This is a genomic window from Georgenia wangjunii, from assembly GCF_036421975.1.
GTDB classification, from domain to species: Bacteria; Actinomycetota; Actinomycetes; order Actinomycetales; family Actinomycetaceae; genus Georgenia_A; species Georgenia_A wangjunii.
The window spans coordinates 205,786-232,415 of sequence record NZ_JAZGON010000001.1; the positions used below are offsets into that span (position 1 = coordinate 205,786).

Annotated in this window: 19 protein-coding genes and 1 pseudogene; 3 read left to right on the forward strand and 17 right to left on the reverse strand. The window is 73.9% G+C overall.

From position 1 onward, the window contains the following. The first annotated feature begins 4 nt into the window (after positions 1-4). Complete coding sequence (locus V2J63_RS00930; protein WP_331229103.1) at positions 5-991, forward strand: DUF4349 domain-containing protein; 987 nt, start codon at positions 5-7, stop codon at positions 989-991. Here the strand turns inward: V2J63_RS00930 and lysS are convergent. Both lysS and V2J63_RS00940 read right to left on the reverse strand, forming a co-directional pair. Then, positions 978-2,513: a lysine--tRNA ligase gene (gene lysS / locus V2J63_RS00935; RefSeq protein ID WP_434056256.1), complete on the reverse strand. Its 1,536-nt coding sequence runs from the start codon at positions 2,511-2,513 to the stop codon at positions 978-980. The two genes, V2J63_RS00930 and lysS, sit on opposite strands and share 14 nt — an antisense overlap. A 166-nt stretch (positions 2,514-2,679) precedes the next feature. Further along, a complete protein-coding gene (locus V2J63_RS00940; protein WP_331229104.1) occupies positions 2,680-6,858 on the reverse strand; it encodes a beta-L-arabinofuranosidase domain-containing protein in 4,179 nt (1,392 codons plus the stop codon). A gap of 1,007 nt (positions 6,859-7,865) precedes the next feature. Between V2J63_RS00940 and V2J63_RS00945 the strand changes: the two genes are divergently transcribed. Then, the gene (locus tag V2J63_RS00945) at positions 7,866-9,647 is read left to right on the forward strand and encodes an HNH endonuclease signature motif containing protein (protein ID WP_331229105.1); all 1,782 of its coding nucleotides are present in this window, start codon (positions 7,866-7,868) and stop codon (positions 9,645-9,647) included. Between the two features lie 268 nt (positions 9,648-9,915). Here V2J63_RS00945 and panD read toward each other — a convergent pair whose 3' ends face one another. From panD to dacB, 15 genes are all read right to left on the reverse strand, one after another. Continuing rightward, positions 9,916-10,368, reverse strand: coding sequence for an aspartate 1-decarboxylase (panD, locus tag V2J63_RS00950; RefSeq protein ID WP_491062054.1), 453 nt, complete (start codon positions 10,366-10,368; stop codon positions 9,916-9,918). A 14-nt stretch (positions 10,369-10,382) separates the two neighbouring features. Beyond that, the gene (gene panC / locus V2J63_RS15840) at positions 10,383-12,407 is read right to left on the reverse strand and encodes a pantoate--beta-alanine ligase (RefSeq protein ID WP_491062206.1); all 2,025 of its coding nucleotides are present in this window, start codon (positions 12,405-12,407) and stop codon (positions 10,383-10,385) included. A 7-nt stretch (positions 12,408-12,414) separates the two neighbouring features. Continuing rightward, on the reverse strand, positions 12,415-14,076 hold the full coding sequence (locus V2J63_RS00965) for a PH domain-containing protein (protein WP_331229107.1): 1,662 nt from the start codon (positions 14,074-14,076) through the stop codon (positions 12,415-12,417). Then, on the reverse strand, positions 14,073-14,600 hold the full coding sequence (locus V2J63_RS00970; protein ID WP_331229108.1) for a PH domain-containing protein: 528 nt from the start codon (positions 14,598-14,600) through the stop codon (positions 14,073-14,075). Before V2J63_RS00970 ends, V2J63_RS00965 begins: the two co-directional genes overlap by 4 nt. 83 nt (positions 14,601-14,683) lie before the next feature. After that, positions 14,684-15,142, reverse strand: coding sequence for a DUF3180 domain-containing protein (locus V2J63_RS00975; RefSeq protein WP_331229109.1), 459 nt, complete (start codon positions 15,140-15,142; stop codon positions 14,684-14,686). After that, positions 15,142-16,104: a 2-amino-4-hydroxy-6-hydroxymethyldihydropteridine diphosphokinase gene (gene folK / locus V2J63_RS00980; protein ID WP_331229110.1), complete on the reverse strand. Its 963-nt coding sequence runs from the start codon at positions 16,102-16,104 to the stop codon at positions 15,142-15,144. Before folK ends, V2J63_RS00975 begins: the two co-directional genes overlap by 1 nt. After that, positions 16,101-16,907, reverse strand: a complete 807-nt coding sequence (gene folP / locus V2J63_RS00985; protein ID WP_331229659.1) for a dihydropteroate synthase — start codon at positions 16,905-16,907, stop codon at positions 16,101-16,103. The genes folK and folP overlap by 4 nt, the downstream gene beginning before the upstream one ends. Before the next feature lie 326 nt (positions 16,908-17,233). Continuing rightward, the gene (locus V2J63_RS00990) at positions 17,234-17,608 is read right to left on the reverse strand and encodes a hypothetical protein (protein WP_331229111.1); all 375 of its coding nucleotides are present in this window, start codon (positions 17,606-17,608) and stop codon (positions 17,234-17,236) included. A gap of 13 nt (positions 17,609-17,621) precedes the next feature. Next, on the reverse strand, positions 17,622-18,575 hold the full coding sequence (locus V2J63_RS00995; protein ID WP_331229112.1) for a hypothetical protein: 954 nt from the start codon (positions 18,573-18,575) through the stop codon (positions 17,622-17,624). Between the two features lie 153 nt (positions 18,576-18,728). Next, positions 18,729-19,310: a GTP cyclohydrolase I FolE gene (gene folE / locus V2J63_RS01000; RefSeq protein ID WP_331229660.1), complete on the reverse strand. Its 582-nt coding sequence runs from the start codon at positions 19,308-19,310 to the stop codon at positions 18,729-18,731. Between the two features lie 16 nt (positions 19,311-19,326). Continuing rightward, positions 19,327-21,351, reverse strand: coding sequence for an ATP-dependent zinc metalloprotease FtsH (ftsH, locus tag V2J63_RS01005; RefSeq protein ID WP_331229113.1), 2,025 nt, complete (start codon positions 21,349-21,351; stop codon positions 19,327-19,329). 140 nt (positions 21,352-21,491) lie between these two features. Beyond that, entirely contained in the window at positions 21,492-22,046 is a 555-nt protein-coding gene (hpt, locus tag V2J63_RS01010) for a hypoxanthine phosphoribosyltransferase (protein ID WP_331229114.1), read from the reverse strand. A 29-nt stretch (positions 22,047-22,075) separates the two neighbouring features. Beyond that, on the reverse strand, positions 22,076-23,293 hold the full coding sequence (gene tilS / locus V2J63_RS01015; protein ID WP_331229115.1) for a tRNA lysidine(34) synthetase TilS: 1,218 nt from the start codon (positions 23,291-23,293) through the stop codon (positions 22,076-22,078). 19 nt (positions 23,294-23,312) lie between these two features. Then, entirely contained in the window at positions 23,313-24,392 is a 1,080-nt protein-coding gene (locus V2J63_RS01020; protein ID WP_331229116.1) for a zinc-dependent metalloprotease, read from the reverse strand. Positions 24,393-24,501: 109 nt separating this feature from the next. After that, complete coding sequence (dacB, locus tag V2J63_RS01025; RefSeq protein WP_331229117.1) at positions 24,502-25,881, reverse strand: D-alanyl-D-alanine carboxypeptidase/D-alanyl-D-alanine endopeptidase; 1,380 nt, start codon at positions 25,879-25,881, stop codon at positions 24,502-24,504. Positions 25,882-26,025: 144 nt separating this feature from the next. Here dacB and V2J63_RS01030 point away from each other — a divergent pair. Then, positions 26,026-26,514: pseudogene (locus V2J63_RS01030) on the forward strand (inorganic diphosphatase); the annotation flags it as partial. Positions 26,515-26,630: the final 116 nt, after the last annotated feature.

Genomic DNA, 26,630 nt, shown 5'->3' on the forward strand with positions numbered 1-26,630 from the left:
GTGCATGAGGATCCTCCGGTGGACGATCGGCCTGCTCCTCGGGGCGCTCCTGCTCACGTCGTGCTCGGCGGCCGACGACTCCGCCGACCCAGGCGCGGAGTGGGTGCCGGCGCGGAGCGGGCAGGGCGAGGGCGCGGGCGCCGACGACGGCGGCGGTGGTGGCGCCGGCGGCAGTGGTGAGGACGCCGGCGGTGACGCGGACGGGGCCGGGGCCGTGCGCGACGTCATCAGCACGGGGACGTTGCGCATCGTCGTCGATGACGCCCGGGAGGCTGCCGACGAGGTCGCGAGGATCGTCGAGACCGCCGGCGGCCGGGTCGACGAGCGGGCCGAGCACACCGGCGAGCGCGAGGGCGAGCCGCCGACGGCCTGGCTCACGGTGCGGGTGCCGTCGAGCTCCCTCACGGCGACGCTGGCAGACCTCGAGACGCTCGGCGAGGTCGAGGACCTGTCGATCAGGGCACAGGACGTCACGCGGGAGAGCCAGGACCTCGAGGCGCGGATCCGCGCACTGGAGACGTCCACCGAGCGGCTCCTCACGCTCATGGCCGACGCCGAGACGAACGCCGACCTGCTCGCCGCGGAGAGCGCCCTGAGCGAGCGGCAGTCCGAGCTCGAGTCGCTGCAGTCGCAGCGCTCCTCCCTGTCAGACCGAGTCGCCCTCGCGACCCTCGAGATCTCGCTCGCCGCCGAGCGCGAGCCGGCTCAGCTCGAGCCGGGCGGCTTCCTCGGTGGCCTGACGTCGGGGTGGGACGCGCTCGTCTCCTTCGCCAGCGGGCTGCTCGTCGTGCTCGGCGTCATGCTGCCGTGGCTGCTCGTCGCCGCCGCCGTCGGGGCCGTCGTCCTGCCGCTCGTGCGCCGCCGGCGTCGGCGGGCGAGCCGGGACCCCGTGGGCGCGACGCCCCGCGCCCCCGCGACCGGCGCGGGCGCGCCGTCCCGGGCGCCGACGGGTCAACCGCGGGAGCCCGGCGACGACGTCACACGCGCTTGACGAGGGGGAAGGTGATCGTCTCGCGGATGCCGTGCCCCGTCAGGGCCATGAGGAGGCGGTCGATGCCCATGCCCATCCCACCGGCGGGCGGCATGCCCTGCTCCATGGCCTGGAGGAAGTCCTCGTCGAGGACCATCGCCTCGGGGTCCCCGGCCGCTGCAGCGAGGGCCTGCGCCTCGAACCGCTCCCGCTGGACCACCGGGTCGACGAGCTCGGAGTACGCCGTCGCGAGCTCGAAGCCGCGGACGTAGAGGTCCCACTTCTCGACGACGCCGGGCAGCTCCCGGTGCGCGCGCGTGAGCGGCGAGGTGTCGACGGGGAAGTCGCGGACGAACGTGGGCGCGTGGAGCTGGTCACCGACGAGGTGCTCCCACAGCTCCTCGACCACCTTGCCGGGCAGGGCGTGCGGCGCGGGCTCGACGCCGAGCCGGCTCGCGTGGGCGCGCAGCTCGGCCTCCGGGGTGCTGGGGGTGACCTCCTCCCCGAGCGCCTGGGAGAGGGAGGCGTAGAGCGAGATCGCCGCCCACTCCCCGCCGAGGTCGTAGGTCTCACCGTCGGCGAGGGTGACGGTCGTCGACCCGAACGCGTCGCGGGCGGCCTGCTGGATGATCTCCCGGGTGAGGACGGCCATCGTGTCGTACGAGCCGTAGGCCTCGTACGCCTCGAGCATGGAGAACTCCGGCGAGTGCGTGGAGTCCGCGCCCTCGTTGCGGAAGTTGCGGTTGATCTCGAAGACCTTCTCGACCCCGCCGACGACGGCCCGCTTGAGGAAGAGCTCGGGCGCGATGCGCAGGAACAGGTCCGTGTCGTAGGCGTTCATGTGCGTGACGAACGGCCGCGCGGCAGCGCCTCCGTGGAGGTTCTGGAGCATCGGCGTCTCGATCTCGATGAACTGCCGTGCGTGGAACGACTCCCGCAACGAGCGGACGACCGCCGCTCGCGTGCGCACCATCTCGCGCGCGGCGGGCCGCACGATGAGGTCGACGTGCCGGCGGCGCACCCGGGACTCCTCGCTCGGCTCCTTGTGGAGGACGGGCAGGGGGCGCAGCGACTTCGCCGCCAGCTGCCACGCGTCGGCGAAGATGCTCAGCTCACCGCGGCGCGAGGAGATGACCCGGCCGGCGACGAAGAGGTGGTCGCCGAGGTCGACGTCGGTCTTGAACGCCGCGAGCGCGTCGGTCCCGACCTCCTTCGCGGAGAGCATCGCCTGGACCTGGTTGCCCTCGCCGTCGGCGAGCGTGGCGAAGCAGAGCTTGCCGGTGTTGCGCAGGAACATGACGCGCCCGGCGACGCCGACGTGGACGTCGGTCTCCTCGCCGGCCGCGAGCCCGGCGTGCTCGGCGCGCACGGCGGCGATCGTCGTCGTGATGGGGAGGGTGACGGGGTAGGGGTCGATGCCGGCGGCGAGGAGCCGCTCCCGCTTCTCGGCGCGGACGCGGACCTGCTCGGGCTGGCCGTGACCGAGCTCGTCGGTCTCGGGCGTCTCAGGGGCGGGCTCTGCGGCGGGGATCGGCTCAGTCACTCCGCGATCGTATCCGTCGGGGGTAGGCGGGAGCCTCGCGCGTCCGCTCCCCCGCCGCTCCCCCGGCGCCCCGAGGGCGCCCTCCGCTGGACCCCGGTGGCACGGCGGAGGGCCGGCACCCTGCCCGGGTGCCGGCCCTCGCCGTCGTGCTACCGCGCCGGGCGGCTCACCCGCACGTGCGGGCCACGTAGGGCGCGCTCGCCGTCGTGCTGGCGGCGACGCCGTCGGCTGTCGCCGTCACGCTCACCTGCGCGGCCGGCACGGAGGCCTGCCGGGTGGAGAAGGTGACGGAGGTCGACCGGTCCGCGCCCACCGTGACGGTGCGTGTGCCGAACGCCGACGAGACGACAGCCTCGACCGGTGTCGCCGAGGAGTTCGTCACCCGCGCGGTCTCGACGACCTTGCCCGCCACGCACCGCGTGTCCGCGGAGAGCGAGACGGCCGGGCCGCTCGGCTCGTCCTCGGTCACGATCGTCACCGTGTACGCCACGGACGACGTGTGGTCCTGGGCGAAGGCGGTGATCGTCACCGGCGTCGTCTCGCCCGTGAGCGGGATGGTCCGCGGCAGCGTGTCGTCGATGAGGGCGCTGCCGACGCGCACGAGCCCGCTCGGGACGGCGGGGGACGCCTGCAGGGCGACCTGCTCGGTGCCCTCCGGGACGGTGAGCGTGTAGTCGTGCACCCCCGCGGTCAGTGCGGGTGCGAGGGCCCCGACGTCGGACGACAGGCCCGAGAGCTCCGCCGCGGTGCCGTACGTCGTCGCCGAGCGGATCGAGAGCCCGAAGACCCCACCGACGTTGCTCGCGCCCGTGCCCTGGAACCGCACCCGCACCACGGGGATGGGGTTGCCGTCCTCGTCGAGGACGGGGTTGCCCGAGGAGTCCACCTTCTCGAGCGGGGCGTCGAGGATGCTGCGCGGGATCTCGTCGCACTGGACGTACCACGACGTCGCGCCGCCGGCATCGGTGATGCGCTCGGTCTTGAGCAGCACGTCGTTGACGTAGACCCCGAACGTGCGGCCGTTGTCCCCGCCGTAGTAGCGGACGCAGAGGTAGTTGTGGTCGAGGTCCGGGTCCACCGTCATGTCGTAGGAGAACCAGGCGTCCGCGTGCGCCTCCGCGTGCCGGAACTGCTGCCCGTTGAAGGTGCCGACGCTCGAGCGGTTGGACTGGACGTTCTTGCCCGCCTCGCTGTTGTTGTTGTCGAACGAGGTGAGCTGGTCGATCGTCAGCTCCGCGTCCCGCTGACGCTCCTTGCCCGCGAGGATCGAGGCCTGCGCCTCGGCCGAGTCGAGCTCGACGAGGTTGAGGTACATCGCGTAGCGGGCGTCGTAGAGGCTGAAGTACGGCTCGAAGACGAGGCCTGCGGCGGCGGGGTCGACGTCGCGCAGCGCGAACCGCATGATCGGCGTGCCGTTCGGCTTCGTCCCGTCCTCGATCCGGACGAGGTTCTCCGCGATGCCCGCCTTCCACGCGTCCGCGTCGTCGACGACGATCGAGTCGACGACGTCCTTCTGCGGCGTGCTCATCCGCACGAGGACCCCGGCCTGGTAGGACGCGCCGACGTTCTCGTAGCTGACCGGGGCGGCGAGGAGCACCGGCCCGTACTTGAAGGCCACCCAGCTGGGGTTCTCCGTGTCGGCGACGACGGTCACCTCGGCCGGGAGCGTGTAGCTGATCTCGTCCCCGGCCTCGACCGGCACGGGGATGAAGCCGCGCTCTGCAGCGATGTCGAGCACGGTGCCGTTGAGGCGGAGCGTCGGGGCGCCGGCGACCCACTCGGGCACGCGCAGGCGCAGGGTGGTGCCTGGGGCGACGGCATCGCCGTCGAGCGCCTCCACCGCGAAGGTCGCCGTGTCCTCGTCGGGGATGTTCGCGGTCTGGGTGAGGACCATGTTGTGGGCCTCGTCGGTGAGCGTCGAGGACTCGAACTGCGTGACGTACACCGCCGTCGGGCTCGAGAAGTAGAACGAGCTGCCGAGCATGGTGAACTTCTCGATGCCGGTGCCGTGGTCGCACCAGAACTCGTCGAGCGGGTTGCCGAACACCTTGGCGTAGCCCGCCGTCATCGGCTGGAAGTACGTGATCATCCCGGTGTCGGGGTGCCCGGTGCTGACGACGGCGTTGATGTACGCCGTCTCGTAGTAGTCGGTGTACTTCGGGTCCTTCGTGATCTGGAAGAGCTCGTGGGTCAGCTTGAGCATGTTGTACTCGTTGCAGCCCTCGGACGTGGAGTTCTCCCCGTACCCGCTCGTGACGCCGCTCGTCGCGCGGTCGTGGAGCGTGTCCGGCGCGTGGAAGTGCTCGGAGTAGCTGTTCCCACCGTTGGCGTACGTGTGGTGGTCGATGACGATCTGCCAGAAGTTCTCCGCCGCGGCGCGGTACATGTCGAGCTCGGCCTTCTCGGCGTCGGTGAGCATCGCGTACAGCTGCGGGTCGTCCGTGAAGACGGTGTACCGCTTGAGCGCGCCGACGAGCTTGGGGATCGTCGTGTTCGCGTGGAGGCCGCTGAGGACGTCGTTGCCGGCAGCGAGCTGACGGAAGAGGGTGACCTCGTCGAAGTACTCCGCCGCCCGCTTGTGGACCGGCTCGTGAGTGATGCTGAAGAGCTCGTAGAGCGCCTCGTTCATGCCGCCGTACTCGATCTGCAGGACCTGCGCCGGGTTGGGGAGGCGGCCCGCGTAGGTGTTGACCCAGGCGCCGAACCCGCTGGCGACCTCGAGGGCCGTCTCGCCGACGTCAGCCGGGGCGTACTCGTAGGCGTCGATGAGCCCGGCGAGAACCTTGTGGAGGTTGTAGAAGGGCACGAGCAGGCCGCCGCCGCCGCCCGGCAGCACCGAGGTGGAGAACGGCGCGACGTAGCCGGCGTTGGCGGGGTCGCGCAGGGCGTAGGCCGCCTGCGTCTCCGCGAGACCGTCGACGGCGATGGTGAGCTTGTCGAGCAGCTGCTGCCGGACGGCCGGGTCCGTCTCAGTCGTGTAGGCCTGTGCGAGCGCCGTGATGTAGTGCCCGAAGAAGTGCCCCTGGAAGCGGGTGCCGGAGGCACGCTCCCAGCCGCCGTAGCCGGTGGCCGTGGGGGGCGTCAGGCCCGCCTGGACGTACCAGGAGTAGAGGAACTTGGCGGGGTCGAGGCTGAGGAGGTACTCGACGTTGAGCTCGTTGAGGTTGTCGAGGTAGGGGTCGTGGACGTCGACGTCCTCGAGGTGGGTGTCCTCGAGGTAGATCGATGCGGCGGTGGACGAGGGGATCGTCACGATGAACGTGCGCGTCATCGGCTCGCTGCCGCCGTAGGTGGCCGTGGCGGTGACCGTCACGTCGAGCGGCTCGCCCTCGGGGCGGGTGATCCGGGCGATGCCGTCGTCACCGATGGCGAAGTTCGGGGAGTCGGCCGACCACGTCACGTCGGAGCCGGCGGCACCGGTGGCGGGTAGGGCGATCGTGTCCGTGACCGCCGTGGCGGGGAGGGACAGCACCGCGAGGTCGGACTGCGCGACCGCGGCCGGGTCGAAGCTCGGCACGTGCTCCTGGTAGAGGCCGACGACGTCGGTCGTCGTCGCCACCGCGTCGTGGAGGACGTACTCGTCGACCGCGCCGCGCAGGTAAGCGCCGTTGTACTGCGGGCCGTTGAAGCCCATGGTCTTCATCGACGTGCTGTCGGAGCCCAGGACGCCGGTGGCGGCGCCGCCGTGCGCGTAGTCGACGGCCGTGACCTGCTTGACGCCGTTGCGGTAGATCGCGACGTCCTTGGTCTCGGAGTCGTAGGAGACGACGACGTGCGTCCACTGGTTCGTCGGGAAGAAGGTGGCCCGGGACGTGCGCACGGAGACCTTGTACGGCTGGCCGTCCGAGGGGCCGATGGAGAGGGCGAGCGGGCGGTTGTTGTTCTCCGAGGAGAGGTACCAGCCGTCGGAGTTGTAGACGGTCTTGCTCCAGGCGACGACCTGCTCACCCGTGCCCATGTCCGCCGTCGGTCGGAACCAGAACGAGAGGGTGAGGTCCTCGGGCTGCAGGTGGGCACCCGTGCCGAGGTTGAGCGCCGTCGTGCCGTCGAGCGCGAGGGCTTGGCCGGAGACGCCGGCGGTGTAGGTCGCGGTGCCACCCGGACGGACGGCGACCGGGTTGGCGTAGCTGCTCGCGTCCGCGACCGTGCCGTCGAAGGCGAGGTCGAGGACCTCGGAGCCGGACAGCGCGGTGTCGGCGAGCGCGGTGTCGGCGAGCGCGGGCGCGGCACCGGCGCTCATGCCGCCGAGAGCGAGCGCTGCCGTGATGAGCGCGGCGCCCCAGCGGGGCTTGTGGGCGCCCCGGTGCGTCGAACGCGCCGTCGATGTGGTCCTGCCTAGGAGCATGGTCGTTCTCCCTCGCGCGGCCCCGTCGCTCACACGTCCTTGCATGAGCCGGGATCCGACGTCGTCTGGTCCGGGAAGCGTCGCCCGATCGAGCGGCGCTGGGTGGAGTGCAGGCTTGACGCCAATGTGATCGCTAACACTCCGATGCGGAGATGGTAGCGCGCTGGCGCTGGTCGGGGGAAGGCCCCCGCTTGGGAGGCCGAGAGCGCATGGGACGACTGGAGTCGCGAGGGGTGGACCGAGCGCTGGGAGGGCCGGAGGCGGTGGACTGCCGGTGGAGACGGTGGACTGCCGGTGGAGACGGTGGACTGCCGGTGGGAGACGGTGGACTGCCGGTGGAGACGGTGGACTGCCGGTGGAGACGGTGGACTGCTGGTGGACACGGTGGACTGCCGCTGGAGACGGTGGACTCGAGGTGGTTGACCGGGGGAACGGAGAGCGGGGGCGCTGGGCGAGCGCCCGACGGCGAGGGTCCGTCTTGCGGATCGCGGCGCGTGTGGGTGGAGGCGCGCAAGCCCTTCCTGTCACTGCCGAGCGCTCACGCCACACTTCTCGGGATTGTCCACAGTGCCCAGGGTCGTTGTCGGTGGTCGGAGATAGTCTTCATACGCGCGTTCGAAGCAGGGGCGGAGGTGAGGACGATGGCAGCGATTCCGGTGGCCGGTGGGCACGGCGGAGCCCTTGATGTCCTCACCGGTCCGGGTGCGGGCAGCGGGACGACGGCGAGCGGGACGGGTGCCTCGTTCGGGCCTCTGGCTTCAGCTACCGGCACGGGTGCCTCGTTCGGGACCCCCGCTCCAGCTACGCACCACGCCCCGGGCCCCGCTACCGGTCCCGCTGCGGGCCCCGCCAGCGCTCACGAGCCCACCTCCGCCGACCCCTCACCGCGTCGCGCCCCAGCCTCACCGGCGGAGCTGGTCGCCGGGGTGCGCGCGGCGCTGGCGGGGCTGCGGGAGGGTGCGCCAGGTACCTCGGCGGTCGGGTGGGCGCGGGCCGAGCGGGAAGAGGTGATCGGTTCCCTGGACGCGATCGTCCGCGACGTGACGGTGTACCGGGGGCAGGTGCTGCTCGCGCACAAGGAGGATGGGGCGTGGGGCAGCTCGCGGGACCGGGACTTCACCGACTGGCGCTCCCGCACCACCGGCACCGGGCGCGGCGCGGCGGCCGGGGAGCTCGGCCTGGCCGAGGGCCTGGACGCGATGCCCGGGGTCGCCGACGCGGTCCAGGACGGCACGATCACCCTCGAGCACGCCCGGGCGTTGACAAGGTTGCGGGAGAGCGCCTCGGCCGAGGTCAAGGACGCCCTGGACGGGGACCTGGGCACCGAGCTCCTCGACCTCGCCGCCACCGTGCCCGCCCCCGAGCTCGCCAAGGCCGCCCGCACGCGGGCGGCGGCGATCGACGCCGCGGCCGCGCAGGCCGGCTTTGACGCCGTCCGCGCCCGCCGCTCCTTCACGGTGCGCCGCCAGGGCGGTGGGCGCAAGGGTGAGTTCTTCCTCGACGACGTCGACGGCACCATGGTCGACACCGCGATCGACGCGATCGTCGGGACACCGGCCAAGGACGACACCCGCACCCGCGAGCAGCGCCGCGCCGACGCCCTCGTGACCATGGCCGCCCGCGTCCTGCAGGTCGGCGCCGACCGCAACGGCGCCCAGATCCGCCCCCACCTGGCCCTGCTCGTCACCGAAGACACCTGGGCCGACGTCGTCCGCCACCGCGCCCACCTCGACCGCGTCCTCACCACCCCACCCCCCGGACCGGACGAGCCCGGCCACTCCTTCTACCAGCCCGAGTCCGACGGAACCGACCCAGGCCCCGGCACGGCAGGCACCGCCGACACTGCAGACACCGCCGGCCCTACAGGCGCGATCGGCGCAGCTGGCACGGCGGGCGTTGCGGGCGGGGCGGACGGAGCTCCCGGCGCCGGGACGTGGCGACTCCCGCCCCTCGGGTCCCTGCCCGCCCTCCCGGACGTCGCACCCGCCGTCCTCGAGGACGGCTCGATCGTCCCGCTGAGCGAGCTCGCGCGGATCATGTGCGACTGCGAGATGACCCGCATCGTCCTCGACGCCCACGGCGTCCCCCTCGACGTCGGACAGACACAACGGCACTACACCCGCGAGCTCCGCCGCGCCGTCACCACCCGCGACCGGCACTGCCGCTGGCCCGGCTGCACCCTGCGCGCCTCCTGGTGCGAGGTCCACCACATCACCTGGTGGTCCAACGACGGCCCCACCTCCATCAACAACGGCCTCACGCTGTGCAGCTACCACCACCACCGCGTCCACGCCGACCACATCCGCATCACCACCCTGCCCGGCGGCCACGCCTTCCACGACCGCCACGGCACCCACATCGACACCACCACCCACGACAAGCCGCCGAAACGCCCGAAGAAGGCAGGCACGACCGAACCCGACGGGCTGACGCCACCCTGCCCCGGCGTACACGACACGGCCCTGCCGACGACCAGTGGAACCGCGGCGCGCACGGCTGGGGCGACAACTCCGTCCAGGCCTGAGGGGACAGCTGCGCCTCCCGCCGGCAACACGCCCCGGACGACTCAGGCGACAGCGCTGCCCACGACGCCCAGTGGGAGAGCGCCATCGACGCCCGCAGCCTCGCGCGCTGCCTCGCCAACGGTCGTGACGACCGCCCCGTCCACGACGAGAGGCACGACCCGGCCAGGCCGGAGCCGCACGGCGCCGCCTGCCGGACGGAGCTCGCCCAGTCGACCGCCCAAGTACGGCCCCATCCTCTTCGACGTCGGCGACCCACCGTTCTGACCGCCGACGCGCTGTATGACCAGCTGCGTGTGACAGCCCCGCTGGCGCGGCGCGGTGCGAGCGGCCGACGTCCGGCGGGGGACGAACACCGAGCGCCAATGCCGGGCAACGGGCACCGCGCACCGGTCACGGGGTCACCGGGGCACCGGGTCACTGAGCGCCGAGCGCCGAGCGCCGAGCGCCGAGCGTCGAGCGTCGGGCCACCGGGCATCACCCGCCGAGCCGTCCCGTCCTCACCGGGTCAGCTCACGCCCACATCCAGCCGGCTCTACTCGCAGCTGCGCCGGTAGTCCGCGATCGTCATGCCGCTCGGCTCGACCGTCCGCGCCTGGCCAGCGTCGACGTCGGGCACCTGCCCCGGCTCGCCGCCCACGTCGACGATGCGGTTGTCGGCGTCGACGAAGACGACCGCCGGTGTGTACGTGCGTGCGTCGGCGTCGTCGAGCATCCCGTAGGCGATGAGGATGACGATGTCCCCGGCGTGGACGAGGTGCGCCGCGGCGCCGTTGATGCAGACGATGCCGCTCCCGCGCTCGCCCGGGATGACGTACGTCGTCAGCCGGGCGCCGTTGGTGACGTCGACGACGTCGACCTGCTGGCCCGGCAGGAGGTCCGCGGCGTCGAGCAGGTCCGCGTCGACGGTGATGGAACCGACGTAGTGCAGGTCGGCCGCCGTCACGGTGGCGCGGTGGATCTTGCCCACGAGCATGGGCCGTTGCATCGAGCGTGGGGCGCTCATCGTGTCTTGGTCTCCCCTGGAGATGGTGCGGACTCCTGTGGCACGCCGAGCGTGACCGCACGGTTGTCGATCAGCCGGGTCGTGCCGACCCAGGCCGCGACGGCCAGCAGCCCGACGCCCTGGGCGTCGTCGTCCAGCGCCTCGAGCGTAACGGGGTCGACGAGTTCGAGATAATCGAGGCGCACGCCGTCGGTCGCCACGACGTCCCGCGCGGCCTCGAGGACTGCCGTCACACCCCGCTCGGCGACGTCTGCCCCGGCCTGCAGCGACGCGGGCAGCGCGAGTGCAGAGCGTCGCTCGTCCGCGCTGAGGTAGGCGTTGCGGCTGCTGAGCGCGAGCCCCTCGGAGTCGCGCCTGATCGGCACCCCGACGACCTCGACACCGAGGTCGAGGTCACGCACCATCGCCCGGATGAGTGCGAGCTGCTGGGCGTCCTTCTCGCCGAAGAGCGCGACGTCGGGACGCGTGAGGTGCAGGAGCTTGGACACGACGGTGAGGACGCCGGCGAAGTGGGTGGGCCGGGTGCGCCCTTCGAGCACCTGGCCCATCGGTCCCGGGTCCACGCGCACGAGCGGGTCACCGCTCGGGTAGACGACGTCGGGCGTCGGCGCGAAGACGAGGTCGGCGCCGACGGTCGCGAGGAGCGCGAGGTCCGCCTCGAGGTCGCGCGGGTAGGCCTCGAGGTCCTCCCCCGGCGCGAACTGCAGCGGGTTGACGAAGATCGTCACGATGACGTGGTCGGCCCGGCGACGCGCCTCGCGGACGAGGTCGAGGTGCCCCTCGTGGAGTGCGCCCATCGTCATGACGACGGCGCGACGGCCGCCCGCGGAACGGAGCGCCGTCTCGAGCTCGCCGCGGGTGCGCACGAGGGAAGGGGCGCGTTCGCCGCCGTCGTTCCCCGTGGCGGAGCGGGTCCGTGCCGTGGCGACGCGGGCCGGACCCGCGGGAGTCCCGGCCGGATCCCCGGAAGCGCCAGCCGAATCCCAGGAGGCACCTGCCGGGACCCCGGAGGCGGCAGCCGGAGCCGCAGGGGCGCCCGCCGGAGCCACGGTCGAGTCTCCGTCGACGGGGGACGCCGCACCAGCAGGCCGCCGCCCCTCGGCGAGCGCGTCGAGGAGAGCCTCAGCGGCGCCGGTACGCAGCCGTCCCGAGGCGATCGAGCGGCGCGTCGTCACGCGGGCGAGCTCCCGGTACGTGCCGGGAAGGTCGGCGAGATCAGCGTCGGTGGCGGCCGCCTCGGTGAGGACGCGCAGGTGAGCCGCGACGGTCTCGATGTCGCCGCGCACGACCGGCCCCGTGAGGTTGGCCTCGCCGTCGCTGAGGACGCCCTCGAGCGCCGCCGTGAGGAGCGGGGCGAGGAACAGCCCCGGCTCCTCCACCCCAGCGGCGGCGAGTGCGCGCTCGGCCTGAGCCACGAGCGTGACGAGATGGTTCGCGCCGTGCGCGAGGGCCGCGTGGTAGAGCGGGCGCACCGCCGCCGGCAGGACGACCGGCTCCCCCCCGATCTCGACGACGAGCGCCTGCGCGATGGGCAGCACCGGCGCCGGAGCCGTCACGGCGAACGGGCAGCCGACGAGCCGCGCGAGGTCGACGCTCGTCCCGGTGAAGGTCATCGCCGGGTGGATGGCGAGCGGGATCGCGCCGGCGCGGCGGGCGGGCTCGAGGACCTCGGTGCCGAACCGGCCCGACGTGTGGACGACGATCTGCCCCCCCTGCCAGTGCCCGAGGTCGGCGAGGCCGGAGACGAGGCCCGGCAGGACGTCGTCCGGCACGGTGAGGAGGACGAGCTCGGCCCGCTCGACGACGTCCTCGACGGGAAGGACCGGCACCCCGGGCAGGAGCGCGTCGATACGGTCGCGGCTGCCCTCCGAGACGGCGCTCGCCGCGACGACGGCGTGCCCGGCGGCGCGCAGGGCGCTGGCTAGCACGGCACCGACGCGGCCGGCGCCGACCACCCCGACGCCGAGCCGGCCGGGCCTGGCGCGCGGCGGGAGTGCATCTGCCCGGGTGTCCTCGTTCACCCGACCATCATCCCAGCCGCTGCGGCTCCTCGGCTGAGGCGTTGGCCACTCCCACACGCCGCAGCCACTCCTCCGGGCTCTCGCCGTGGCGCGCCGTCCGTGCCCGCTCGGCCTGGTCGTCGAGGACGGCGAGCGCCGTCATCGCGTCGAGGTGGTGGACGCGCGGGCTGATGCCCCCCGGGACGGACGCGACGGCGAAGTTCGCGAGGTCGAGCCGGCGCTCCCAGGGTCCCTGCTCGATCGAGAGGGACTGCGTGCGCTCGTGGGGGACGATCGTCAGCGTCCGGTGCAGGCGCCCGGCGCGCATGAGCATCGCGCGGGACGTGATGAGCAGCCCGTTGCGCCGCCAGGTGATCGGATCGAGCCAGCGCGCCCGGCGGGGGCTCGTGAGGAAGCCCGCGGCGTCACCGTCACCCTCGAGAGCCGCGTCGAGCACGGCGCGCGCGTCGGCCACACCGAGGTCGGGCAGGACGAGCCACAGCGCCGTGAGCGCCTCGCCTCGGGAGCCGACCGGCAGGAGCACGCTCCCACCCTTCGCCGCCTCCTCCGCGCCGTAGCCCGCGATGTTGACGTCGACGCGCCACCACCCCTTGCGCCGCCACAGGAGCGGCTGGCTCAGTCGCACGGCGTGGACGCGCCCGGGCGGCACCGTCTGCGAGCGCTGCTCGAGCAGGCCGTGCCGGAGCCGGACGCCGTCCTCCGAGATCGACGCCCGGAAGGCGAACCCGCCGGAGAACCGGCCCCACAGGTAGGCGCCCCAGCCGAGCACGCCGGGCAGGGAGCCCGCGAGGGGGGCCACCGAACGAGCCACGATGGCGACGACGACGAGGGCGGCGAGCACGAGGACGAACGCGATCGTCGAACCCGAGAGGAGCAGCGAGCCGACGAGGCGGGTAGCAGGAACGGACAGGAGCTCGCGCTCCGGCGCGTCGGGCGCCGGCGCCCCGACCGCCGGTCCGCCCACGGCGCCGGCCGGTCCGCCCATGGCCTCGGCCGGTCCACCGCTGCTCCCGGCGCCGTGCTGTGCGGCCGCGGGGTACGCCACGGCGCCCTCGCTGCCCGGTGGTCCCGTGGGCACCGGCTGCCCGGCACCGCTGGGACCGGCGGCCCGGGCCGGGGCTGCGGTCTTGCCGCGGGCGAGGAGCTCGGCGCGGAGCCGGTGGGCCTCCTCCTCCTGGAGGAAGGCGAGGATGACCGAGGACCCGGTTCCGCCCGCCGTCTCGATCTTGAGCTGCGCGAGACCGAAGATCCGCGCGAGGAGCGGCTGGACGACGTCGATGGCCTGGATCCGGTTGAGCCGTGCGTGGCGCTGCTGGCGGAAGAGGATGCCGGAGTGGAGGAAGACGGCGTCGTCACCGACCGCGTAGCGCATCATGCGCCACGACAGGGTGGCGTAGACGGCGAGGATCGCCAGCAGGAGGACGACGACGCCGAGTCCGATGAGGCCGACGGTGGCCCAGTCGACGGAGTCCCGCTCCGCCCACAGCTCACCGACCATCTCGACGTTCTGGTACACGAGGACCGCGAGGACGGCCACGATGACCTTCCACGCGTTGAGGACGGGCGTGATCTTGTGGACGCGACGCCAGTCGACGGCCTCGGAGGGGACCGCCGGTGCCGTGTCGGCGGATGAGCGGGCGTCGGGCGCGGGCGGGCCGGAGGCGGTCACAGGCCGGCCAGCCTCGCCTCGCCGCGCTCCGTGAGCCGGTCGCGCAGACGGTCGGCCTCGGCCGGCGGGAGGCCCGGGATGCTCGCGTCCGTCGCGGCGGACGCCGTGTGGAGCTGGACGCCGGCGATCCCGCAGCGGCGGGCGAGCGGGCCAGCCTGGACGTCGACGTACTGCATGCGCCCGTAGGGCACGACGGTGAGCTGGCGGAAGAGGATCCCCTTGCGGATGAGGAGGTCCTCGTCGCGCTCGGCGTACCCGGTGGCGCGCACCTGGCGCGGGATGAGCAGCCCGGCCCAGAGCCCGGCCACCCCGAAGACGCCCGCGCCGATCCACCACCACGGGGAGAAGATGACGGCGAGCGCGGCGAGGACGAGGAAGGGCAGCCCGACCCAGACGGCCAGGGTGATGAGGCGGGCGGTGATGAGCCCGCTCGAGATGGGCGTGAACACCACCCCGGCGGGGGCGAACGGGTTCACCGCGGCGCCGGGCTGCGGCGCGGCCTCGGGCTCGACGTCAGCGGTCATGAGTGCTCCTTCCGCGACGGGCGTCCCGTCGGTGGTCTATGACTCCGAAGGTTCCCACACGTGCGGCACGCGCTTCCACGACGTCACGTGGCCGGCTTCCCGTCGTCGTCCGGCGGGACCTCGCACCAGGACTCGACGACGACGGCGACGACGACGAGCGCGAGGCTGGCGAGGAGCGCGATACCGGCCGACCACGCCTGGGTCTCGAGCATCGGCGCCCCGAGGTTGGTGAGCGAGACGAGCACCTGCGCCGCGAAGTAGCCCGCCAGCGCGGACCCGGACAGCGAGCTCGCCTTGGCGAGGACCGCGACCCGCGCCGCCCGCAACGCGTCCATCCGGGTGGGCTGCCCCGCGGTGAACCGGCGCACCGCCCGCCCGAGCAGGAGGACGGCGACGGCGACGACGGCGAGCCCGACCCACGTCGTCACCGGTACCGGGACGGGGCTGTGCCCGCGCGTCGTCACGGTGCGCAGGACCATGAGGCTGACCGCACCGACGACGAGCGCGATGAGGGCGAGGTTCTGCCAGCGGGTGCGCTGCATCAGGGCGCCCCTCCCGGTGCGCCTGCCCGGCCGGTGGGCGCCCACGAGGCGTCCTCGACCCAGATGACGCCGGAGGCGTCGGTCGCCTCCGCGAGCGCGGCGACCGGCCCGCGGCCGGGAAGGGTCGCGTCCGGGGCCGCCGCTGCCCACGGGCGCAGGACGAACGCCCGCTCGTGGGCCCGGGGGTGGGGGAGCGTGAGGACCTCGTCCGCGGCCTGGACCTCACCGACGGCGATGACGTCGAGGTCGAGCGTGCGCGGGCCCCAGCGTTCACGGCGGACCCGCCCGTGGGCGAGCTCGATGCGCTGGCACAGGGCGAGGAGCTGGCGCGGGCTCAGGCTCGTGCGCCCGACGAGGACGGCGTTGAGGTAGTCCGGCTGCGGCTCGGCCCCGGGGGCGAGGACGGGCGCGGTGCGGGCGAGCGGCGAGACCGCGGTGACCTCGACCTCGGGATGGTGCGCGAGGTCCGCCGCGGCGTGGCGCAGCGTGGCGCGCGCGTCGCCGAGGTTGGCGCCGGCGGAGACGACGAAGCCGACTGGCGCCTCGGGACGCCGGTCGAGCGGGCCGAGCTCGGAGCGGTGCCGGCGCACCGTGACCGAGACGTCCGAGAACGGCACGGTGATCGGTGCTTGCGGCTTGTGGACGGTGACGTCGACGGCGCACACCACCGCGCGGGCGAGGACGCGCTCGGCGATGCGCGCGGCGACGGTCTCGATGAGGTCGGCGGGCTCGCCGGCGAGGACCGCCACGACGTCCTCGGCGACGGCGGCGTAGTTGACCGTCGCGTCGAGGGCATCGGTGCGCGCGGCGGGCCGGGTGTCGAGGTGGAGGACGACGTCGGCGCGGAAGGTCTGCCCGTCGGTGCGCTCGTGGGGAAGCACGCCGTGGTGCCCGGTGGCGCTGACGCCGGTGAGCGTGACCTGGTCCAGCTCACGCCCGTCGACGTCGAGGACGGGTCTCATGAGCTCACCCCCGCGTCCGCCCACGCGGAGGCGACGCGCACGGCGTCCACGGAGCCGAGCACCTCGTGCACCCGCACGCCCCACGCGCCGGCACTGGCGGCGAGGGCCGTGACCGCCGCCGTCGCCCGGTCGCGCGCGAGCGGCTCGGCGGGGGTGCCGGTGCCGTCGGCGAGCAGCGCGCCGAGGAACCGCTTGCGGGAGGCACCGACGAGCACGGGGAAGCCGAGCGCCCGGAGCGCGTCGAGGCGGGCGAGGAGGCGCCAGTTGTCGGCCCCGTCCTTGGCGAACCCGAGGCCGGGGTCGAGCACGATCTGGTCCGGCGAGGCCCCGGCGGCCAGCACGGCGTCGACGCGCTCGCTCAGCTCGGCGCGGACCTCGGCGACGACGTCGTCGTAGCGGGACAGGTCGTTCATCGTTGCCGGATCGCCGCGCCAGTGCCCGAGCACGTACGGGGCTCCCGTCTCGGCGACGACGTGCGCCATCTCCGGGTCAGCGAGCCCGCCCGAGACGTCGTTGACGATCATCGCGCCGGCCTCGACGCAGGCCCGGGCGGTGCGCGCGTTGACGGTGTCGATGCTCACAGCCGCGCCGTCGGCTGCGAGCGCGCGCACCACGGGCAGGACCCGGTCGGTCTCCGCGTCCACGGGGACCCGCTCGGCGCCGGGCCGGGTCGACTCCCCACCGACGTCGAGGATGTCCGCGCCCTGCGTCCGCAGGAGCGCGGCGTGCGCGATGGCGACGTCGGGCGCGAACCACTGCCCGCCGTCGGAGAACGAGTCGGGGGTGACGTTGACGATCCCCATGACGAGGGTGCGTCCGGCGCCGTCGAACGGCTCGAGGGGCGCGTGCCGGCTCCGGTCGGTGTCCACCTCCCCAGGATAGGCACGCCGCGGCTGGCGCCTGCCGGGAGGCCGGTAGGCGACGGGATGAGCGGGTCGCTTTCAGCGGCTGGTCGCCCGCCGGCGATGCCAACAGCGCGCGGGGGTGAGCGGGTGACCGTGGGAGGTGGACCGCCCGCTGAGCACCTGGTTGCGCGCCGGAGCGAGCGGGCGGCTCTGCGCGGCGAGCGAAGGCGCGACAACGCGGGGCTGGACGAGACCTTGCCGTGGGTGGGACCGGCGTCGCGGAGTCAGGACCCGGCGGCGGGGACGACGAGCGGCTCCGCCCGCGCGACGAGATGGGCGGGATCGGCCGGACCGTCGGGGAGCAGCGCCGAGTCCTCGCGCACGAGGTATCCGTGGAACGTCGTCGCCGCCTCGGCGCGCGGGAAGGAGCGCAGGCGCCCGTACACGCACCAGGGCCCGAGGACGGTGAGGTTGTCCTGATCGGCAGGCTGGGACGGCTCGACGGAGACCGGCACGGGTGCCCCGCCGGCAGCGTTGGGACCCACGAGCAACCGGTGGTCGAGCGTGACGGGCTCGTAGGAGTCGTTGAGGGCGAGCAGGAGGACGCACGTGGCGCCGGGGAACTCGTCGTCGTCCGACTCCTGCAGGATGAGCCTCATCCTCGCCTCCGTCTCACGGGCCGGGTGGGGTGTCGATGTAGCTCGCGTACGCGACCGTACCGACCGTCCGTGGTCCGTAGTTGCGGATGAAGTCCGCCCGCGCCATGTCGGTCGTGTCGACCGTGCCCATGGGGGTGTTGGCGGCCCGGTCGGCGGAGCTGAACGCGCTGACGGCGGCATTCCAGTCGACCAGTGCCTTGAGCGCGGCCAGCGCCTCCGCGCCCGTGGCGCCCGAGACGAGCGCGGCGGGCTCGCCGCGGTGGGTGGCGACGCGGGCCTCGAGCGGCGTGATGTGCGCGTCGTGCAGCGCCTCGCTGCTGCTCACGTGCAGCCGCTCGTGCACGTCGGCCCGCGCACAGGCGCGTCGCGTGAAGTAGAAGGTGCCGTTCGCTCCGTGCTGGACGCCCTTGTACGAGCGGGTGACGGTCGCGGTGCCGGTAGCGGGACGGACCCAGGCCTTCGCGCCGGTCGTCGCCGTCGGCTCGGCGAACCCGTAGAGGGGGGCGAGCAACGCGATGCTGCCCACCGACTGCTCGCCTGCGCCGCCGTCACCGCCGGCCCAGTTGACGAGCCCGACGCCGTTCTTCCCGTTGTCCTGGAACACGTGGGGGACGGTGCCGGACACGACGCCGCGGTCGATCTCGCCGAACTCGTTGTAGGCGACGGGGGCCGGGGCCGCTGCCTGCGCCTCCAGCGGGACGGGCGAGCCCTCGTGGTGCTCCTCGCCGGTCTTCCCCTCGTCGGCGAAGTCGCGCTGCAGCGTCACGGCCACTGCACGGTTGCCGGCCGCCCGCTGCAGCGCGAGCACGTCGCGCCTCGCCAGGGCGGGCCCGCCGGCGACCGTGGCGGTGACGCCGGCTCGGGCGGGACGCGGGTCCGCGGCGCACGTGTCGGCCAGCGCCTCGGCGGCATCGGGGTACGACGCCCTCGCGCGCTGGACCCGTGCGCGGTGGTCGAGCAGGTCCATGCCAGCGATGGTGGCCCCCTCAGCACGCGGGAGGCGCGTCCCGCCGGGCAGACCATCGGGCACGGCGCGCGGAAGCGCCGCCGAGCGCGAGACCGCAGGCCGGTCACGCCGGAAGGTGCCCGGGCACGGCCCGGACGACTGGGGCAGAAGCAGTCAGCGGTGACCGGAGATGAGGCTCATGGCCTCGGCGCGCGTCGCGGCGTTGCGCATCTGGCCGCGCACGGCGGAGGTGATCGTGCGGGAACCCGGCTTGCGCACACCGCGCATCGACATGCACAGGTGCTCGCACTCGACGACGACGATGACGCCGCCGGGGTCGAGCGCGGCGACGAGCGCGTCGGCCACCTGCGAGGTGAGGCGTTCCTGGACCTGGGGCCGCCGTGCGAAGGCGTCGACGAGGCGAGCGAGCTTGCTCAGGCCGGTGACGCGGCCGTCGGCGTTGGGGATGTACCCGACGTGTGCGACGCCGTGGAACGGCACGAGGTGGTGCTCGCACGTGGAGTACACCTCGATGTCGCGCACGAGGATCATCTCCTCGTGGCCGAGGTCGAACGTCGCGCTGAGGACCTGCGCCGGGTCGACCCGCATCCCCGCGAAGATCTCCTCGTACGAGCGGGCGACGCGCTCGGGCGTCTCGCGCAGCCCGTCGCGGTCCGGGTCCTCGCCGACCGCGACGAGCAGGTCACGCACCGCGCGGCGGACGCCGTCGGCGTCGTAGGGCCGCCGGGCGGAGATGCCGTCCTGGTCCGCCTCAGACACCCTCGGCCGTCCCGCCGACCTGACCGCCGGGAGGGACCTCGCCGAGCCCGGTGGCGGGCTCCCCTGCGGCGGCGGCCTCGTCCTGCGGCAGCATGTCCGGGGCGCCGGCCGCGACCTCGGCCGGCGTGCGCACCGGCGGGCGCTGACTCACGCGGCGGGCGTCCGAGGACAGCCACACCGGACGGGCCGGGCGCTTGGTGACGGGCGCGAAGATCTCCCGCAGCTCGTTCTCGTTGAGCGTCTCCTTGTCGAGGAGCTCGAGCACGAGCGCGTCGAGGACGTCGCGGTGCTCGATGAGGATCTCCCACGCCTCGTCGTGCGCGGCGTCGACGAGTGCGCGGACCTCCTCGTCGACGATGCGGGCGATGTCCTCGGAGTAGTCGCGCTGGTGGCCCATGTCGCGGCCGAGGAAGACCTCGCCGGACTCCTGGCCGAGCTTGAGGGCGCCGACGCGCGCGCTCATGCCGTACTGCGTGACCATCTTGCGGGCGAGGCCCGTTGCCTTCTCGATGTCGTTCGCCGCGCCGGTCGTCGGGTCGTGGAAGACGAGCTCCTCCGCGACGCGGCCACCCATGGCGTACGCGAGCTGGTCGAGGAGCTCGTTTCGCGTCGTGGAGTAGCGGTCCTCCGTGGGCATGACCATCGTGTAGCCGAGGGCGCGCCCGCGCGGGAGGATCGTCACCTTCGTCACCGGGTCGGTGTACCGCAGCGCGGTCGCCGCGAGAGCGTGCCCGCCCTCGTGGTACGCGGTGATCTTCTTCTCCTTCTCGTTCATCACCCGGGTGCGCTTCTGGGGGCCGGCGATGACGCGGTCGATCGCCTCGTCGAGGGCACGGTCGTCGATGAGGTGGGCGCCGGAGCGGGCGGTGAGGAGCGCGGCCTCGTTGAGGACGTTCGCGAGGTCGGCGCCGGTGAAGCCGGGTGTGCGGCGGGCGACGACCTCGAGGTCGATCTCCGGCACCATCGGCTTGCCGCGGGCGTGGACGCGCAGGATCGCGGCGCGTCCCGCGAGGTCGGGTGCCTCGACGGTGACCTGGCGGTCGAAGCGGCCCGGGCGCAGGAGCGCCGGGTCGAGGATGTCCGGGCGGTTCGTCGCCGCGATGAGGATGACGTTCGTGTGGACGTCGAAGCCGTCCATCTCGACGAGGAGCTGGTTGAGGGTCTGCTCGCGCTCGTCGTGCCCGCCGCCCATGCCGGCACCGCGGTGGCGCCCGACGGCGTCGATCTCGTCGACGAAGATGATGGCGGGCGCGTTGGCCTTGGCCTGCTCGAACAGGTCGCGGACCCGGGAGGCGCCGACGCCGACGAACATCTCGACGAAGTCGGAGCCGGAGATCGAGTAGAACGGCACGCCGGCCTCGCCGGCGACGGCACGGGCCAGGAGGGTCTTGCCGGTTCCCGGGGGGCCGTAGAGGAGGACGCCCTTGGGGATCTTCGCCCCGACGGACTGGAACTTCTCGGGCTCGGCGAGGAACTCCTTGATCTCCTGGAGCTCCTCGACGGCCTCGTCCTCGCCGGCGACGTCGGCGAAGGTGACCTGCGGCGTCTCCTTCGAGACCATCTTCGCCTTGGACTTGCCGAACTTCATCATCCCGCTGCTGCCGCCCTGCATGCGGGAGAAGATGAACCAGAACACCGCGAGGATGAGCAGCATCGGGATCATGAGGCTGAGGATCGACGCCCACACCGACGGCTGCGGCACCTCGGAGTTGAAGCCCTCGGCCGGGTCCGCGGCGCTCACCGCGTCGACGACGTCCTCCCCCTGCGGGGTGGCGTAGTAGAAGGCGACGCGGTCGCCGTAGTCCTCGAAGGCCTCGGTGAGGACGAGCTCGACCCGCTGGGTGCCGTCGTTGATCTCGACCTGCTCGACCGTGTCACCGGCCAGCAGCTCGAGGCCGTCGGAGGTGTCGATGCGCTCGGCCGCGTCCTGCGAGAGCAGGGACATGCCGAGGAAGACGAGGAGGAGGACGACGAGCACCCAGACGAGAGGCCCGCGCAGAATCTTCTTCACATTCATGGATGACGGCGCTCCGGCCAGGTCCCTCCTGCTCGATCACTCACCGGACGACCGTACACAACGGACCTGCGCGATCACGCACGTGTTCGCGCAGGGCTGCACCGCTCCCCGCCGCGCGGCGGCGGGCGGGCCGGGGCGGCTCAGCCGCCGTAGACGTGCGGGGCGAGCGTGCCGACGAACGGCAGGTGCCGGTACTTCTCGGCGAAGTCGAGGCCGTAGCCGACGACGAACTCGGGCGGGATGTCGAACCCGACGTAGCGGACGTCGACGTCGACCTTCGCGGCCTCGGGCTTGCGCAGGAGGGTCGCGATCTCGACGGAGGCCGGGCCGCGGCTGCGCAGGTTCGAGATGAGCCAGGAGAGCGTGAGGCCCGAGTCGATGATGTCCTCGACGATGAGGACGTCGCGCCCGTGGAGGTCGCTGTCGAGGTCCTTGAGGATGCGCACGACGCCGGAGGAGCGCGTGCCGGAGCCGTAGGAGGAGACGGCCATCCAGTCCATCTCGATCGACGTGTGCAGCCGGCGCGAGAGGTCCGCCATGACCATGACCGCCCCGCGGAGCACCCCGACGAGCAGGACGTCACGCCCGACGTAGTCGGCGTCGATCTGGGCCGCCATCTCGCCGAGCCGCGTCTCGATCTGCTCCTGCGTCAGCAGCACCTTCTCCAGGTCGCTGCCCATGTCCTGGGCGTCCACGCCAGCTCCTCGTCCGTCACTGCGCCCGCTCAGGTCTCGCGGGCGACGAGGGTCAGCCTGCCACACCTGCGCGCGGCGAGGACACCGCCGGGGAGCATCGCCGGACCCTGGCCGCGGTAGTCGGTGACGAGGGTCTCGAGGGCGTTCACGTGGGTCGAGCCGAGGGAGCCCGCCGGGACGCCCGCGGCCAGCGCGGCGAGGCGCAGCGCCCGGCTCCGGAGGGCGGGGTGCGCCGCGGCGAGCATGTCGGCCGCGAGGACGACGGCGGGTGGCGGGTCGTGGGCCGGGCCACCAGGCCGTGCGGTGGCAGCGGGCGAGGCAGCGCCGTCGGCTGGCGCGACGACCGGCGACGCGGCGCCGTCGGGAGGCGCGACGACCGGCGACGCGGCGCCGTCGGGAGCCGTGACGAGCGGCGACGCGGCGCCGTCGGGAGCCGTGACGAGCGGCGAGGCCGCGCCGGCGGACGGTGCCGCGGCGCGCGCCTCGGCGAGGAGCCGGCCCGCGAGGGCGTCGAGGAGGTCGGCGTCGGCGCGTAGCTGGTCGGCCGTCCGGGCGAGCGCCTCAGGAACCCCGGGGCCCAGCGCCGCCGCGAGCGCGGGCAGCACCCGCTCCCGGACCGCGGCCCGCCGCAGGGCGCTGCCGTCGGCCGCCCGCCACGGGCCGTCGGCGGAGTTGGAGGGGTCCTCGACGTGGTCGAGGCCGAGGGTGCGGCACACCGCCTCCGTCTCGCCCCGACGCAGCCCGAGGAGCGGGCGGCGCAGGAGGTCCCGCCGGGGCGCCATGCCGGCGAGCGACCGGGCACCGGACCCCCGCGCGAGCCCGAGGAGCACCGTCTCGGCCTGGTCGTCGAGGGTGTGGCCGAGGAGGACCGCGGCGGCGCCCAGCTCCTCGGCGGCGGCGCTCAAGGCGGCGTACCGGACGGTGCGGGCCGCGGCCTCGGGCCCTCCCGCGCCCACCGGTGGGACGACGACCTCGCGCACGAGTGCCGGTGCGAGACCGAGCCGCCCGCACGCCTGCGCGGTGGCGCTGGCCTCGGCCCCGCTCCCGGGCCGCAGACCGTGGTCGACCGTGACGGACCCCGCGCGCAGCCCGGCCCGCGGCGCGACGAACGCGGTCGCGGCCGCGAGCGCGAGGGAGTCGGCGCCGCCCGAGCACGCGACGAGGACGAGGGCGCCGGCGGGCAGGTCCCGCAGTGCCGCACGAACCGCCGAACGGGCTGCCGCCACCGCCGGGGCGGGTCCGGTCACGGCACACCCACCACCGTCGTCAGCCGTGGACTCGGCGCACCCACGCGCCGGGGTCGGCGATCTCGTCGGGCGTCGGGAGCATGGGCGGGGCGGTCCACACGGCGTTGAGCCCGTCGTGGCCGACCCGGTCGACGACGCCGCGCACGAAGGCGGCTCCGTTGCGGTACTGGGCGACCTTCGCGTCCATCCCCATGAGGCGCCGCAGGGCGATGTCGAGGACGCCCGTGCCGTCGCGCCGCTTCTCGAACGAGGAGCGGATGCGCCGGATCGAGGGCAGGAGCTGGGGACCGACCGCGTCCATGACCACGTCGGCGTGCCCCTCGAGGAGCGACATGACGGCGACGGACTCAGCCATGTGGGCACGCTCCTGCGGCGTGAGGAATGCCTCGACGAGCGGGCCGCCGACCTTCTGCGCGCCGTCGCCTCCCGAACCCGGCCGCCCGAAGGCGTCGGTGATGGCCCGCAGTGCCCGGGTCAGGCGCTCGCGCCCGCCCTCCGGCTCGCTCACGGTCGTGATGAGCGAGCGCATGCGCGAGGACAGGTGGTCCGCGAGCCACGGCGCCGCCGCGAACTGCACGGCATGCGTCTGCTCGTGCAGGCAGACCCACATCCGGAAGTCCATCGCGTCGAGGTTGAGCTCGCGCTCGACGTGCAGGACGTTCGGGGCGACGAGGAGGAGCCGGCCGGCGGGGTCCGCCACCCCGTCCCCGGCCGTGGGGGCGTGCGGCGTGAACGGGTCGTACTGCCCGAGGACCTTCGTCGAGAGCAACGAGAGCATGATGCCGAGCTCCTCGCCCCCGATCCGCGCGGCGCCGGGGAGCGAGGGCTCCGGCAGGAGCCCGTCGGTGAGCGAGGCGAACATCGCGATGTTCGCCTGCGCCCAGCGCGGGCGGTCGACGACGTAGACGGGGCGGCGGGCCGCCTCCTCCGCCGCCGCACCGAGGCCGGTGATCGCCGCGACGTGCCCGGGCGCCTCGGCGGCGGACGAGCGCAGCACAGTGACGAGCGCGCGCAGCTCCGGGCGGGAGGCGCGAGGCCCTGGCGGGGCGAGGGATGCCGCCCGGCGCTCGGCCGCGCGCCAGCTGATGGGTGTGCTCATCCGGACACGGTATCCCCGCGACGGCGCCCGGCTCAGCCGCAGCGGCCGTCCCGGTTCAGCCGCGGCCATCACCGCCCCCGGAGCAACGGCCGTGGACCGCTGCGACCCCCTACCCGCAGCCGCAGGCCGCGAGCGCGTCCGCCCACGCGTCGACCGCTGCGCGCGCGCCCCCCACGCCGCCGAGGGGCACGGCGTCGGCGAGGACGGCGAAGACGAGGAGGCGCCCGTCGGCGTCGAGGACGAGGCCGGTCAGGCTCACGGCGGTGGTGAGCGTGCCGGTCTTCGCACGGAGCACGCCCGCCGCGGGCCCCTCGAGCCGCCCGGCGAGGGTGCCGCCGAGCGCGGCGACGGGGAGGTGCGCGACCGCCCCGCGCAGGTCCGGCAGCTCCGGGTCGAGCGCGGTGGTGACGACGTCGGCGAGGACGGCCGGCGGCACGACGTTCTCGATGAGCAGGCCGGAGGTGTCCTCGAGGTGGACGTCGGCGGTGTCGATGCCGAGCCCTGCCAGACGCTCGAGGACGGCGGCGACCGCGCCCGGGAACGACGGCTCGTGCGCGCCCTCGACGGCGACGAGACGCGCGAGGACCTCGGCGACGGAGTTGTCCGAGACGGACATGGTGTGCCCGACGACCTGGGCGAGGGGCGCCGAGTGCACCTGCGCGAGGACCGCGCCTCCGGTCAGGGCGGCACCCCGCTCCACCTCGCCGTCGACCGTGACGCCCTCCGCCGTGAGCGCCGCCGCGAAGGTCTGCGCGGCCGCGAGCGCCGGGTCGGCGACGAAGCCGCCGGCCGGGTCCTCGCCCGCCTCGACGGCGATCGGCTGGACCGGCATGACGAAGTCGAGGTCGATACCGCCCCAGCCGGGCGCGTGGACCGGGCCGGTGAAGAGGGTGTCGTCGAGGCGGACGCGCGCGCTCGAGGCACCGGCCGCGGCCAGCGCGTCGGCCGTCTCGGCGGCGAGGTCCGCCAGGCCGGCGCGGCCGACGACGGCGTCGGGGTCGCCGGCGCCCGCGGCGAGGAGGATGTCGCCCCCACCGACGAGGACGACCCCGCCGGCGCCGTCGTCGACGACGCTCGTCGTCAGGACGTGGTCCGGCCCGAGCGCGTCGAGCACGGCGACGGCGCCGAGGAGCTTGACGGACGACGCCGGGGTGCGCGGGACGTCACCCTCGACGTCGGCGAGGACCGCGCCGGTGAGGGCGTCCTGGACGACGACGCCGACCGAGGTGCCTGCCCGCGGGTCCGCGAGGAGGTCCGCCGTCAAGGAGGCGACGGCGACCGGGTCGGGCAGCGGGGCGGCGGCGTCGAGAGCACCGACGAGGGGCGCGGCGACGGCGTACGTCGGCGCCGGGAAGGGCGCGGGGTCGGGCACGGGAGGGGCCGTCGTCAGCACGCCCGGGACGACGTCGAGGGCGTCCGCCGCGGCGTACGCACCCCCGAGGGCGACGACGACGGCGCTCGCCACGACGGCGCGCACCAGCCTGCCCATCGCCGCTCCTGCCCCGCCGCCGTCCGCCATGGGCGCAGAACGCCCGTTCGTGGGCCAGACTAGTGCCGGGTCATGCCGTCGCCCCCGCGACGGGGCACGCGCACGCCGTCGGCCCGGGTGCTGACGGTCAACGGGAAGGGAAGCATGGACTTCGACGTCACGATCGAGATCCCCAAGGGTCAGCGGAACAAGTACGAGGTCGATCACGAGACCGGGCGGATCCGCCTGGACCGGATGCTGTTCACCTCGACGCGTTACCCGGACGACTACGGCTTCATCGAGAACACCCTCGGCGAGGACGGCGACCCCCTGGACGCGCTCGTCCTGCTCGAGGAGCCCACCTTCCCGGGCTGCCTCATCCGCTGCCGCGCGCTCGGGATGTTCCGCATGCGCGACGAGGCCGGCGGCGACGACAAGGTGCTGTGCGTCCCCACGGGCGACCAGCGCGCGTCGTGGCGCACGGACATCGAGGACGTGAGCGAGTTCCACCGCCTCGAGATCCAGCACTTCTTCGAGGTCTACAAGGACCTCGAGCCGGGCAAGTCCGTCGAGGGCGCCCACTGGGTCGGCCGCGAGGAGGCGGAGGAGGAGATCCGCCGCTCCTACCAGCGCGCCAAGGACACCGGGTACCACCACGCCGGCGCCAACACCGGCGAGCGCTCCCCCGACGGTGACGAGGGGCACGCCGCCCCGCGCGGCCCGGGCGACGCCGGCCAGCGCTGAGCGTCACTGCCTGAGCAGCACGACCC

Coding starts and splice junctions, on each gene's coding strand:
- folK (WP_331229110.1), bottom strand. CDS start 16,104: ATGAGACCCGTCCTCGACGTCGACGGGCGTGAGCTGGACCAGGTCACG.
- V2J63_RS00975 (WP_331229109.1), bottom strand. CDS start 15,142: ATGCAGCGCACCCGCTGGCAGAACCTCGCCCTCATCGCGCTCGTCGTC.
- panD (WP_491062054.1), bottom strand. CDS start 10,368: ATGCAACGGCCCATGCTCGTGGGCAAGATCCACCGCGCCACCGTGACG.
- V2J63_RS00940 (WP_331229104.1), bottom strand. CDS start 6,858: ATGCTCCTAGGCAGGACCACATCGACGGCGCGTTCGACGCACCGGGGC.
- V2J63_RS00930 (WP_331229103.1), top strand. CDS start 5: ATGAGGATCCTCCGGTGGACGATCGGCCTGCTCCTCGGGGCGCTCCTG.
- V2J63_RS01020 (WP_331229116.1), bottom strand. CDS start 24,392: ATGAGCACACCCATCAGCTGGCGCGCGGCCGAGCGCCGGGCGGCATCC.
- folP (WP_331229659.1), bottom strand. CDS start 16,907: ATGGGGATCGTCAACGTCACCCCCGACTCGTTCTCCGACGGCGGGCAG.
- ftsH (WP_331229113.1), bottom strand. CDS start 21,351: ATGAATGTGAAGAAGATTCTGCGCGGGCCTCTCGTCTGGGTGCTCGTC.
- V2J63_RS00970 (WP_331229108.1), bottom strand. CDS start 14,600: ATGACCGCTGACGTCGAGCCCGAGGCCGCGCCGCAGCCCGGCGCCGCG.
- dacB (WP_331229117.1), bottom strand. CDS start 25,881: ATGGGCAGGCTGGTGCGCGCCGTCGTGGCGAGCGCCGTCGTCGTCGCC.
- V2J63_RS00990 (WP_331229111.1), bottom strand. CDS start 17,608: ATGAGGCTCATCCTGCAGGAGTCGGACGACGACGAGTTCCCCGGCGCC.
- V2J63_RS00995 (WP_331229112.1), bottom strand. CDS start 18,575: ATGGACCTGCTCGACCACCGCGCACGGGTCCAGCGCGCGAGGGCGTCG.